The sequence below is a fragment of the Citricoccus sp. genome (assembly GCF_032154715.1).
GTDB lineage: Bacteria > Actinomycetota > Actinomycetes > Actinomycetales > Micrococcaceae > Citricoccus.
Genome location: NZ_JALDXU010000101.1, coordinates 1 through 12,031, shown reverse-complemented (window position 1 = coordinate 12,031; position 12,031 = coordinate 1). Strand labels below are relative to the sequence as shown.

The 12,031-nt window shown below is 70.2% G+C and carries 12 protein-coding genes; 9 read left to right on the top strand and 3 right to left on the bottom strand.

Going from position 1 to position 12,031, the window contains the following annotated elements; all coding sequences use genetic code 11:
* Nucleotides 1-8: 8 nt before the first annotated feature.
* A complete protein-coding gene (locus RUH65_RS13530; protein WP_313818092.1) occupies nt 9-212 on the bottom strand; it encodes a hypothetical protein in 204 nt (67 codons plus the stop codon).
* 233 nt (nt 213-445) lie between these two features.
* Between RUH65_RS13530 and RUH65_RS13525 the strand changes: the two genes are divergently transcribed.
* From RUH65_RS13525 to RUH65_RS13490, 8 genes are read left to right on the top strand one after another with little or no spacing between them, the layout of a single operon-like run.
* Nucleotides 446-1,378: a transporter substrate-binding domain-containing protein gene (locus RUH65_RS13525; protein WP_313818091.1), complete on the top strand. Its 933-nt coding sequence runs from the start codon at nt 446-448 to the stop codon at nt 1,376-1,378.
* Nucleotides 1,375-2,367, top strand: a complete 993-nt coding sequence (locus RUH65_RS13520) for an amino acid ABC transporter permease (RefSeq protein WP_313818090.1) — start codon at nt 1,375-1,377, stop codon at nt 2,365-2,367. Before RUH65_RS13525 ends, RUH65_RS13520 begins: the two co-directional genes overlap by 4 nt.
* Nucleotides 2,367-3,200 carry an amino acid ABC transporter ATP-binding protein gene (locus tag RUH65_RS13515; RefSeq protein ID WP_313818089.1) on the top strand — a complete coding sequence of 278 codons (834 nt, stop codon included), beginning with the start codon at nt 2,367-2,369 and terminating at the stop codon, nt 3,198-3,200. Before RUH65_RS13520 ends, RUH65_RS13515 begins: the two co-directional genes overlap by 1 nt.
* An 8-nt stretch (nt 3,201-3,208) precedes the next feature.
* Nucleotides 3,209-4,351, top strand: a complete 1,143-nt coding sequence (locus tag RUH65_RS13510; RefSeq protein WP_313818088.1) for a CapA family protein — start codon at nt 3,209-3,211, stop codon at nt 4,349-4,351.
* Nucleotides 4,348-5,589, top strand: coding sequence for a CoA transferase (locus RUH65_RS13505; RefSeq protein ID WP_313818086.1), 1,242 nt, complete (start codon nt 4,348-4,350; stop codon nt 5,587-5,589). Before RUH65_RS13510 ends, RUH65_RS13505 begins: the two co-directional genes overlap by 4 nt.
* Nucleotides 5,586-6,686, top strand: coding sequence for a 2-hydroxyacyl-CoA dehydratase family protein (locus RUH65_RS13500; RefSeq protein ID WP_313818085.1), 1,101 nt, complete (start codon nt 5,586-5,588; stop codon nt 6,684-6,686). Before RUH65_RS13505 ends, RUH65_RS13500 begins: the two co-directional genes overlap by 4 nt.
* The gene (locus RUH65_RS13495) at nt 6,683-7,984 is read left to right on the top strand and encodes a 2-hydroxyacyl-CoA dehydratase family protein (RefSeq protein ID WP_313818084.1); all 1,302 of its coding nucleotides are present in this window, start codon (nt 6,683-6,685) and stop codon (nt 7,982-7,984) included. The genes RUH65_RS13500 and RUH65_RS13495 overlap by 4 nt, the downstream gene beginning before the upstream one ends.
* A complete protein-coding gene (locus RUH65_RS13490) occupies nt 7,977-9,173 on the top strand; it encodes an MFS transporter (protein WP_313818083.1) in 1,197 nt (398 codons plus the stop codon). The genes RUH65_RS13495 and RUH65_RS13490 overlap by 8 nt, the downstream gene beginning before the upstream one ends.
* Here the strand turns inward: RUH65_RS13490 and RUH65_RS13485 are convergent.
* Nucleotides 9,170-9,766, bottom strand: a complete 597-nt coding sequence (locus tag RUH65_RS13485; protein ID WP_313818082.1) for a MarR family transcriptional regulator — start codon at nt 9,764-9,766, stop codon at nt 9,170-9,172. The two genes, RUH65_RS13490 and RUH65_RS13485, sit on opposite strands and share 4 nt — an antisense overlap.
* A 102-nt stretch (nt 9,767-9,868) precedes the next feature.
* Nucleotides 9,869-10,351 carry a hotdog domain-containing protein gene (locus RUH65_RS13480; RefSeq protein WP_313818081.1) on the bottom strand — a complete coding sequence of 161 codons (483 nt, stop codon included), beginning with the start codon at nt 10,349-10,351 and terminating at the stop codon, nt 9,869-9,871.
* Nucleotides 10,352-10,542: 191 nt separating this feature from the next.
* Here RUH65_RS13480 and RUH65_RS13475 point away from each other — a divergent pair, with 191 nt between their 5' ends.
* A complete protein-coding gene (locus tag RUH65_RS13475) occupies nt 10,543-11,970 on the top strand; it encodes an aminomethyl transferase family protein (protein WP_313818079.1) in 1,428 nt (475 codons plus the stop codon).
* The last annotated feature ends 61 nt before the right edge of the window (nt 11,971-12,031 follow it).

Sequence of the window (12,031 nt, the reverse complement as noted above, 5' to 3'; positions counted from 1 at the left end):
GCGCCGTCTCAGTAGTTCTGCGGCGGATCGGACGCGGGGAACGAGGCCTGTCCCCAGTCGTCCGCGCGGGCATCATCGTGCTCGTGCCGGGCCTGGGCCTTCGTGGCTTCCGCCATGAGCTGATCGGCCACCTCGGAGTGGGCGCTCGTGGCCTCGGCGGTGGCGGTGGACGGGGCGGTGCTGGCCCCGGGGCCAGCCTTCGGATCGCTCATGACGTCTCCTTTCGACTGCTTCCATCATCGGTCTCCCGGCGCCACGGCGCACGAGTTCATCACCGCCGGAGCATTTGGTTGAGGATCCACATCGTTGAGTTATGCCGCCTTCATGCGCGTCAGGACTGGCGTCCGCGCCAGTCTGCCGCCAAGGGGCTGACGAATATCAAGCGACATGATATTCTCGTCACACATTCCGCCCGTGATGCACCTCACTTACTTGGGAGATCGCCATGAAGTACAGCCGTCTCGGCACCGCAGCCCTCGCTGGTCTGACCGTGCTCGCCCTCGCCTCCTGTTCCTCGCCTGACGCCGGCGGCGAATCCGGCGGGGAATCCGCGCCCACCGCCGGTGAGGTCAACACGGAAGCCCCCGTCTATGACCAGCTGCCGGAGGCCATCAAGTCCGCCGGGGTCATCACCATCGCCGGGGACACCCACCCGCCGTACCGCACCCTGCAGGAGAGCGGGGAGATCACCGGCATCGACCCGGACATCCAGGCCGCCCTCGCCGAGCAGCTGGGCGTGCCCTTCTCCATCCAGACCTCGTCCGGCCTGGACGCCATGCTGACCGGCATGCTCTCCGGCCGCTATGACGCCTTCAACGGGCCGGTCCGCACCACCGCAGAGCGCGAGGAGGACTTCGACGCGGTGGTCTGGATGACCACCCGGACCTCCTACCTGTACCTGGCCGATCGCCAAGACGAGCTCGGCTCCCCGGAGGCCGTCTGCGGCGCCCGTGTGGCCGGCGTGACCGGCTCGGTGACCGAGAGTCAGCTGGAGCGCTACACCGAGTGGTGCTCGGAGCAGGGCCTGGCGGCCCCCGAGTTCATCGGCCTGGAGGACACCAACTCCACCATCCTGGCCATCCAGTCGGACCGCGCGGACTACGCCGGCACCACGCAGACCGCCGCCCTGGACCTGCAGGCGCAGGACGAGGGGACCTTCGAATTCATCGTGCAGTCGGACGAGCAGGGCGCCGGAGTGGACCAGCTCGCCATGTTCATGCCCCAGGACAACGAACTCGCAGAGCCCATGCTCGCCGCCTTCGAGGGCATCTTCGAGAACGGCGAGTATGACCGGATCATGTCCGAATGGGGGCTGGACGACACCATGGTCGACGCCCCGACCCTCAACCCGATGACCGCCGGCGAGTCCGGCGCATGACCCTCTCGGAGACCCGCATGTCACCCTCCGCACCTTCCGTGCGAACCGACGCCGTCGATGTGTCCGACGCCCGCCCCCGGATCAGGCCCCTGCGGATCCTGGGCACCGTGGTGCTGGTCCTCGTGGCCTTCGGCATCCTGTCCTTCCTGGTCACCAACGAACGGTTCGAATGGCCGATCGTCGCCGAGTACCTCTTCAATCCCAGCGTGCTGCTCGGCCTGCTCACCAGCATCCTGCTGACGGCGGTCGCCATGGTGCTGGGCACCTCCCTCGGCGTGGTGCTGGCGGCCGGCCAGCTCAGCGACTACTGGCCCGCGCGGATGGCGTGCAGGGCCTTCGTGGGCTTCTTCCGCGGGGTCCCGCCGCTGGTCCAGCTGATCTTCTGGTTCAACCTCGCCTACCTCCTGCCGCGGATCTCCGTGGGCGTGCCGTTCGGGCCGGAACTCTTCAGCTGGTCCACGAACGACCTCATCACGCCGTTGACCGCGGCCATCATCGGCCTGTCCCTCCACGAGGCGGCCTATATGGCGGAGATCATCCGGGCGGGCATCCTCTCGGTGGACCAAGGCCAGCATGACGCCTCGGCGGCCATGGGCTTCAGCCGGTGGCACTCCTTCACCCGGATCGTGCTGCCGCAGGCCATGCGGGTCATCATCCCGCCGACCGGATCCCAGGTCATCGCGACCCTCAAGGGCACCTCCCTCGTCAGCGTCATCGCGATGGGCGATCTCCTGCACGCGGTGCAGGTCATCTACAACCGCACCTATGACGTGGTGCCCATGCTCATCGTGGCCGTGATCTGGTACCTCATCGCGGTCACCATCCTCACGGTCATCCAGGGCAAAATCGAGGCCTATTACAGCCGCGGGGCCACGCGCACGGCGCCCAAGACCGCCGGCCGGACAGCAGCCGGTGCCACTTCCCAGCTGGTGCCCGACGCCGGCCAGGCCGGTACCGCGATCGACAACCGGACCAAGGAGAACCAGTGATGAACGGATCCCAGACCGGCACCGCGCGCGGTGCGGCAGGAGCGGCCCTCGCCACCCCGGTGCTCGAGGTGGTGGGCCTGCGCAAGCAGTTCGGGGACCACACGGCCCTGGACGGCATCGACCTGACCGTCCACGAGGGGGAGGTGGTGGCCATCCTCGGGCCCTCCGGCTCCGGCAAGTCCACCCTGGTGCGATGCATCGACCAGCTGGAGACGATCGACGGCGGCGCCATGTACCTGGACGGAGACCTGCTGGGCTTCGAGCAGGGCCGCACCCTGCGCCCGCTGACCGATGCCGGGGTCCGCGCCCAGCGCCGCCGGATGAGCATGGTGTTCCAGCAGTTCAATCTCTTTCCGCACTGGACTGTGCTGCGCAACGTCACCGAGGCCCCCATCGCGGTCCACGGGATCCCGTCCGCCCAGGCCAAGGCCGCGGCGCGGGACCTGCTGGCCAAGGTGGGCCTCTCGGACAAGGAGGACGCGTACCCGCGGCAACTCTCGGGCGGCCAGCAGCAGCGTGTGGCCATCGCCCGGGCCGTGGCCGTGGAGCCACGGGTGCTGCTGTTCGACGAGCCGACCAGCGCCCTGGATCCGGAGCTCATCGACGAGGTGCTGCAGACCATGAAGGCCCTGGCCGCCACCGGCCGGACCATGGTCGTGGTCACCCACGAGATGGAGTTCGCCCGCGAGGTCGCGGACCGCTGTGTGTTCATGGCCGAGGGCAAGGTCATCGAGGACCGTCCCGCGGACGAGTTCTTCCGCGCCCCGGAGACGGACCGGCTGCGCTCCTTCCTGGCCCGCTCGATGCGGGCCAACGACGAGCGGCAGGGATGACGGCGGGCATGGCACCGACGACCACCATCATGGCCACCGGGGACCTCGTCTTGGAACGCGAGGATGCCACCTCACTCCTGGCCGCCGTGGCGCCGGTCCTGGCGGAGGCCGATGTGGTCATCGGCCAGCTCGAGGTGCCGCACACCGAGGCCACCGCCACGATGTCCTCGGACGTGCCCGCCCTGCCCGCGCCCCCGTCCGCGCTGGATGCGGTGGCCGGTGCGGGCTTCGACGTCCTCACCCTGGCCGGGAACCACGTCTACGACTTCGGTGGTGAGGGGATCGAGGACACCCGCCGGCACTGCCGGGACCGGGGCATGGGGACCACCGGCGCCGGCGGTGACCTGGAGGAGGCCTGGCAGCCGGCCGTCGTCGGGCATCAGGGCGGGAAGGTCGCGGTGCTCAGCGTCAATTGCGTGGGGCCCCGGGAGTCCTGGGCGGGGAGCAGCAAGGCCGGCTGCGCCTGGATCGAGGTCGTCACGCACTACGAGCCCCGGGGCGCCAACCCCGGTGGTCCGCCGCGGACCTACACGTTCGCCGAGCCGCGGTCCCTGGCGGCCTTCGCGGACCGGGTGGCCGCCCAGGCGGCGGAGGGCGCGGATGTGATCGTCGCCCTGCACCAGGGGCTGGTCCACCAGCCCGTGGACATCGCGCAGTACCAGTACGAGATCGCCCATGCGGCGATCGACGCCGGGGCCGTGGCCGTGATCGCCCACCACGCCCACATCCTCAAAGGCATCGAGGCCTACCGAGGCCGGCCCATCTTCCACGGCCTCGGCAACCTCGCCACCGTGACGCGTGCCCTGGGCGGCAAGCCCGGGGACTCTCCCGAGCGCAGGGCCTGGGCCCGGGAGCGGGTCCGGCTGTTTGGGTTCGCACCGGACCCGGCCATGCCGGAGTACCCCTTCCACCCCGAGAGCCGGAACACGGCGATCGCCGTCATCACCCTGGAGGCGGAGGGCCGGGTCGGCGCGGAGGTCATCCCGTGCTGGATCGACGATGACGCCCGGCCGGTCCCGGTGACCCGTGCCAGTGGCGGCGAGGCCGTGGGCCACTACCTGCAAGAGATCACCCGCGAAGCCGGCCTGGACACCGTCCTGGCCTGGAGCGGAGACCGACTGACCGTACAACTGGAGGACCATCCCCGATGAACACCGTGACCGCACCGCTCAAGGGCAAGACCGTCATCGACCTGACCACCGCACTGGCGGGCCCCTATGCCACCCTGCTGCTGGCCGGCCTCGGCGCCCGGGTGATCAAGGTGGAGAACCCCGACCGCGGTGGGGACTCCTCCCGCAACAACTCTCCCTACGTCACCGAGGACGGGCTGAGCCTGCGCCGGACCTCGGACGATGACATGTCCGTCTCGATGATGCTGCGCGGCCGGGGCAAGGAGTCGATCACGCTGAACCTGAAGCACCCCGAGAGCCGCCAGGTGCTCTTCGACCTCATCGGCGAGGCGGACATCCTGGTGGAGAACTACAGCGCCGGGGTGACCAAGCGCCTCGGGATCGACTACACCTCCGTGCGCCACCTGAACGAGAAGCTGGTCTACACCTCCATCAGCGGCTTCGGGGCAGGCCCGGGCAACGGGAACCGCAAGGCCATGGACACGATCGTCCAGGCCCTCAGCGGCGTAATGATGACCGCCGGGGAGCCGGGCCAGCCCCCAGTGCGCTTCGGCCTGCCGATCGGGGACCTGTCCGCACCGCTCTTCGCGGTGATCGGCACCCTCGCCGCCGTGCTGCAGGCCGAGCACACCGGCGAGGGCCAGCACGTGGACGTCTCCATGCTGGGGGCGCTGACCTCCATGGTGGCCTGCGAGCCCTTCGACGCCCTCGAATCGGTGGGCTTCCCGCTGCGCACCGGCGCCTATGTGCCCCGGCTGGCCCCGTTCGGGACGTTCCGTGCTGAAGACGGCTACTTCGCGATCTGCGCCCCCACGGACCAGTTCGCCTCCGGGGTGCTCCGCGCCATCGACCGCCCGGACCTGCTGGACGCCGAGGACTTCGCCACCCGGGACGCCCGCGTGGCCAATGCCGACCGCCTGCACGGACTGATCGCCGGCTGGGCCGCCGAGAAGCCCCTGGACGAGGTGCTGCAGGCCCTGAACCGTGAGGGAGCACCGGCCGCCCCGGTGCGCTCGACCGCGGAAGCCGTGAGGGACCCGCAGGTGGTCCAGCGCGGTGAGGTGGTCCCGCTCGTCCACCCGAAGTTCGGGCACTTCGAGGGGCTCTACGGCTCCGGTCTGCCCATGGTCTTCTCCGCCAGCCAGACCACCCTGGACGTGCCGGCACCCCACCTGGGTGAGCACACCGACGCGATCCTGGGGGCCATCGGCTACGACGCCGGCCGGATCGAGGGTCTGCGCGCCGCGGGAGTGCTGTGAGCACCACTCGGATCGGCGTGGTCGGGGCGGACGTGCCGCGGCAGATCGTCCTGGCCTGTGGGGCCGTCCCGAAGCGGATTCTCGGCTCCTGGACCGGCGCGGTCTCCCAGGAGGCCACCGAATTGCTCGGGGCTGCCGACGCCGTGGCGGCCCGGGTCCTGGACGAGATCCTCTCCGGCGCCCATGACCAGCTGGCTGGGCTGGTGGTGTGCAACGACTCCATGGCGGGCCTGCGCGTCTACTACGTCCTGCGCATCCTGGCCGAGCGCGGCCGGGTGCCGTTCCCGGTCCACCTCCTGGATGCACCCCGCGGCGGCGGCGCCCACCGGAGGCGTTTTGTGTCCCACCAGTACACCTCGTTGGCGGCCTTCGTCTCCGGGGTCACCGGCCAGCAGGCCGATGCGACGTCGCTGGCCGAGGCCGCGGCGCGTGAAGAAGCGCTGGGTGCGGCGCTCGAGGAGGTGCGGGGCCGGCGTCGGGGCCGGGATCTCTCCGGAACCACGGCGCTGACGGCCTACCGCGCCGCGGCCCAGCTGTCTCCCGAGGATGCCCTGGAGCGGATCACGGACCTGGTCCGGAGCGCGGACGGGCCGGTGCAGCGGGACGAGTCCGCGGAGCCGGCCTGTGCGGGAATGCCGGTGTACCTGACCGGCAGCTCGCATCCGGATCCCACTGTGTACGCGGAGCTCGAGGCGGCCGGGACCGTGGTGGTGGGTGAGGACCATGACACCGGCGACGCCGCCTGGATCGGGGACGCCGTCACTGTCGCCACCACCGCCACGCTGGAGGAGGCCTGCGCCCTGCTGGCCGACCGGCACGCCGTCCGGCCCCCGGCGGCGGCCCGCTCCCTGTCCTCCGAACGGGCCAGCCGCCTGCTGGCGGAGGTGGAACGCTGCGGAGCCGCCGGAGTGGTGGCGCTGGCGCGGGACCTGGACGACGGCCCCGTCTGGGACCTGGCGGAGTACCGCCCGGCCCTGGCCAGCCGGGGCCTCTGGCTGGCCGAGCGACTCCGGGTGCCCGCAGCGGGGGTCCAGGACGCCACCGCCGGGATCATCAGCACGCTGAGCCGGGACGTGACCAGGAAGGACGTGCTGTGACCCAGCCACGAACACCAGCCCAGCCGCAAACATCGGCCCAGCCGCGAACACCTCAGGCCCTGGCGGGGGAGCGGCTCCGCTCGGCCGTGGCCGCCACCCGCCATCAGAAGGAGTGGTTCCAGACGGTGCGCCGCCGCGCGGCCGCCGGTGAGCCGATCGCCCTGGTCAACGCCGATGCCCCGCACGAGATCTTCCGCGCCCTGGACATCCCCTATGTGGTGACGCAGTGGTGGTCCTCGATCATCGCCGCCAAGCAGGCCGGGCCGGCCTCGATGGAGCGGCTGGCCGCGGCCGGGCTGCCGGACTTCAGTCTCCAGTACGACGCCATGCCGTTGGGGGAACAGGACCTGCCGGACGAGGACCGGCCGTGGGGCGGACTGCCGGCCCCCCGATTCGCGGTGGCCGAGCGCAGCGGGGACGTCACGGCCAAGATCTTCGAGCAGTGGGGCAACCGGCCGGGGACCGAGACGTTCCTGCTGTCCCGCACGGGTGCGGACCCGGTGCCGGACCGGTGGTGGGAGCTGGTGCCGCACCAGTGGGAGCAGGCCTTCGGCACGGAGCGGCTGGACCTGCTCCAGGGCGAGATCCAGGACCTGATCGCCTGGCTCGAGGAGCGGACCGGGCGGACCCTGGACTACGACCGGCTGGCAGAGATCATGGCCCTGGGCAACGAGCAGGCCGAGTGGAACCGGCGCACCCGGGACCTGATCGCCACCACCCGGCCCACCCCGGTGCTGGTCAATGACACCATGCCCGCCGTGATGGCGCCGCAGTGGCAGCGCGGCACCCGGTGGGCGGTGGACGCGGCGCGGAGTCTCTATGAGGAGACGGCCGAGCGCGTGGAGCAGCGGGTCGCCGTGTGCCCGGGGGAGCGGAAGCGGCTGATGTGGGTCGGCCGCGGACTGTGGTCAGACCTGGGTCTCTACACCCGGTTCCAGGAGGAGTTCGGGGCGGTGTTCGTGTGGTCGATGTACCTCGCGATCGCCGCGGACGGCTACGTCCGGTACGGCGACGACCCCGTGCGGGCGCTCGCCGCCCGGTTCGTGGGGATCACCGACCAGCTCTACGTCCCCCCGTGGTCCTCCCAGTGGTACGTGAAGGAGGCCCTGACCCACGGCGTGGACGGCGTGGTGCACCTGGTGGCCGACGACACCCCGGGCAGCGGATTCATCACCGAGGCCCTGGAGGCCGAGGGGATCCCGGTGCTGGAGATCCGGGCCAACAACGCGGATCAGCGGTCGAGTTCGGCCGCCCGGATCCCCGAGCGGATAGCCGAGTTCATCCGGCACCGTGTCTGAGCCAGGGGAACCCGGCCCGTTCCGGCAGCGGAACTTCTCCCTGTACTTCGTCGGCCAGGCCATCTCCAACACGGGCGTCTGGTTCCAGAACCTGGCCCTGCAGCTGGTCGTCCTCAACGCCACGGGCAGCGCCCAGGCCCTGAGCGGCATCACGATCGCGCAGTTCCTGCCCATCTTCGTGCTGGGCCTGGCCGCCGGGCGGCTCGTGGACCGGGTGGCCCCGCGGACCGTGTTGCTGGTGACCTCGCTGCTCTCCGCCGTGGTCACCGCCGCCCTGGCGCTGGTGGTGACCGAGGACCCGAACCTGTGGCTGATCTACGGGTTGGTCGGCGTGCTCGGGTCCGTCCAGGCCTTCGAACGCGTCGCCGCGCAGGCGATCATCTTCGAACTCGTGGGCCCCGGGGGCCTGTCCAGTGCGGCCTCGATCAGCACCATCGCCCTGGCGGCCGCCCGCTCCGTCGGCCCGGCACTCGCAGGGCTCGCCTTCCAGGGCCTCGGCGCGGCACTGTGCATCCTCATCAACGCCGGCGCCTACCTCGTGGTCTTCGGCTCCCGGTGGATGATCCGCCCGGCCAAGCTGCACCAGCGGGGGCGGCACGACGACGGCGATCCCCAGCGCGGCCGGGTCCCGTTCCAGCGCGGCCGGGACGTGAACACCCTGCTGGTGGTGAATGTGGTGGTGTCCCTGCTGGCCATGAACTTCGGGCTGGTGCTGACCTCCACGGTGGATCTGAGCTATGGCGGGGACGCCAGTGCGGTCGGCGCCGTGCACACGCTCAATGCCGTGGGTGCCGTGCTGGGAGGAATCCTGGCGGCCCGGCAGCGGGCCGTCTCTGTCCGGGCGATGGTCCCGGCCACGGCGGTGTTCGGGGTGGTGCTGGCGCTGAACGCGGCCGCCCCCACGCTGGTGCTCTTCCTGTGGGCCGCCCCGCTGCTGGGACTGGGCATCGGCTACTACCAGGGAATCGTCAACGCCGCGGCTCAGGAGTCCGTGGACCCCCGGTTCATCGGGCGCATGATGTCCTGGATGACCCTCGGCAGCTACGGAATGGTGCCGTTCGGCGCCCTGCTCATGGGCTGGCTGATCGACGCCAGCTCCGGGCGGGTGTCCCTGGCGGTGGCCGCCGCGAGCGCGTTGGCCTGCACCGTGCTGGTGCTGGTCCGGACGGCACCGGCGGAACGGGACTAGTCCGCGGCAGGGCCGGTCTGAGCGTCCTTGCCGGCGGAGCGCAGGCGGTTGGCGGCCAGGCGGGAGGGGACGTGCCGGGGCCGGCTGGTGATCTGGCGCCGGGAGATCGCGGCCACCTCGGCCTCGTCATCGCCGAAGTACCCGCCGGCGAGCTCGCGGGCCGCATGGTCCAGGACGTCGACGATCGAGTTGCCGAGGTCCTCGCCCACGGCAGCGGTGAGCCGCCGCTCGTGACGCTGGAGCTCCTGCGCGCAGCGTTGCACCAGGTCCCAGCCGCTCTCGGTCAGCTGGACCAGGCGCACCCGCCGGTTCGTCGGGTGGTTGCCGCGATCCACGAGGCCGAGGTCGATCAATTCGTTGGCCACCAGGTGGGCCGCCTGTGCGCTGACGAAGGTCCGCCGTCCCAGCTGGGCGTTGGAGAGGGGCAGCCCCTCGCCCAGGACCTGGAGGATCAGGAACTGTGACAGCGTGACCCCGTGGGCCAGGGCCAGGTTCTCGGTGAACCGGTCCAGCGCGCGGCTCAGCCGATAGGCGGTGTAGTTCAGCCGGTCCGTGGCCGGGGCACCGCGCGGGTCTCGTTCGATCTCAGTCACCCTTTCGAGGATATCAAGTCGCTTGTGATTCTCTGCCACCGGCCCGGCGGGCCAGGTCGGGGAGGCGAGGGCCGGCGTCGGGCACGGGGGTGTGGTGCCGGGTCAACCGCGGTTCTGCACCGGTAGGCGGTCCCGGTGGTAGGTGATGTCCGTGTAGCCGTGCGGGACGGGTTTGCCGTCCGGGCCGAGGGAGACGAAGACGATCTTCTCGATGGTGAGGATGACCTGGCGGGTGATCATGTTGCGGACCTCGGCGCGCATGGTCAGGGAGGTGCTGCCGAAGCGCGTGGCCTTCAGGCCCATCTCGATCATGTCGCCCTGCTCGGCGGAGGAGACGAAGTTGATCTCGGAGATCAGCTTGGTGACGCTGCGGTGGTTGCCGAGCTGGATGATGGCGTAGATCGCGGCCTGCTCGTCGATCCAGCGCAGGAGTGAGCCGCCGAAGAGGGTGCCGTTGGCGTTGAGGTCCTCGGGCTTGACCCACTTGCGCGTGTGGAAGCTGACGCCGTCCGTGGCCGGATCGATGGGGCCGTCCAAGCCGATCGTGGGCAGGGCGGCGGTGCGGTCGGTCGGTTCTTCGCTCATGGTCCGAGCGTAGCCCGGGCGCCGGTGTTGCGCCCGGGGCGGGTAGGGCAAAGAATGCGGGGAGGTGGGCGCGAGAAAGGTATCGACATACCTATCGTCATAGGTATATGGTTTGGGGTGAACCTCGTGTGGTGCGGATCACCCCCGTCCGCGCGGTCGCCCCGGCAGTAAACCCAGAAAGGACCGTTTCGATGACCGAAACCGTTGCAAACACCAAGTCCCTGCAGGACGTGCTGGACGCGTCCGGCAACGTGGTTGACCACCTGCGCAACTCCCAGATCGGCGCCTACATCTACCCCGTCGTCGCCCCGGAGTTCTCCAACTGGCGCTCGGAGCAGCGCGCCTGGCGTGAGTCGGCCGTGCTGTTCGACCAGTCGCACCATATGGACAACCTGATCCTGCGCGGCCCGGACGCGATCAAGCTGATCTCGGACACCGCCATCAACTCCGTGGCCAAGTTCCCCGTGAACAAGGCCAAGCAGTACGTGCCCACCACCCCCGCCGGCCACGTCATCGGTGACGGCATCCTGTTCCGCCAGGAAGAGGAGGAGTACGTGTACGTGGGCCGCGCCCCCGTCACCAACTGGATGCTCTTCCAGGCCCAGCGCGGTGACTACAAGAACCTCGAGATCGTCGAGGACCGCCGCTCCCCGTCCCGCCCCATGGGCAAGCCGGTGCACCGCGAGTACTACCGCTTCCAGATCCAGGGCCCGCGCGCCTGGGAGATCATCGAGAAGCTGCACGGCGAGAAGCTGGAGCAGCTGGGCTTCTTCAACATGTCCTGGATGAACATCGACGGCACCCAGGTCCGCACCCTGCGCCACGGCATGTCCGGCGCCCCGGGCCTGGAGATCTGGGGCCCCTACGCCGACTACGATCGCATCCGCGACGCCATCGTGACCGCCGGCGCCGAGTTCGGCATGCTGCCCGTGGGCTCCCGCGCCTACCCGTCCAACACCCTGGAGTCCGGCTGGATCCCGTCCCCGCTGCCGGCGATCTACACCGGCGACGGCATGATGGCCGAGTACCGCCAGTGGCTGGGCGCCGATTCCTACGAGGCCAACAACGCCGTGGCCGGTTCCTTCGTCTCGGACAACATTGAGGACTACTACCTCAACCCGTGGGAGCTGGGCTATGGCAACTTCGTGAAGTTCGATCACGACTTCATCGGCCGTGAGGCCCTCGAGAAGATCGACCCGGCCGCCCAGCGCAAGAAGGTCACCCTCGCCTGGGACCCCGAGGACATCAAGCGCATCCAGTCCTCGCTGTACGACACGGAGGGCACCCCCTTCAAGTACTTCGACCTGCCGCTGGCCAACTACGGCTCCTCGAACTACGACGCCGTGGTGGACGCCGACGGCAACGTGGTCGGCGTGTCCATGTTCACCGGCTACTCCGCCAATGAGAAGCGCGCCCTCTCCCTGGCCACCATCAACCCGGACGTCCCCGAGGGCGCCGAGCTGAAGGTCGTCTGGGGCGAGCCGGACGGCGGCACCCGGAAGACCACCGTCGAGCCGCACGTCCAGACCGAGGTCTCCGCCACGGTCTCCCCGGTTCCGTTCTCCGCCGTGGCCCGTGAGTCCTACCAGGGCGGCTGGCGCACCGGCTACAAGGGCTGATCCTCCGGCCTGAACGGCCAGCCCCCCGCTGTGCGGGCCATCCCCACCGGTGGGGATGGCC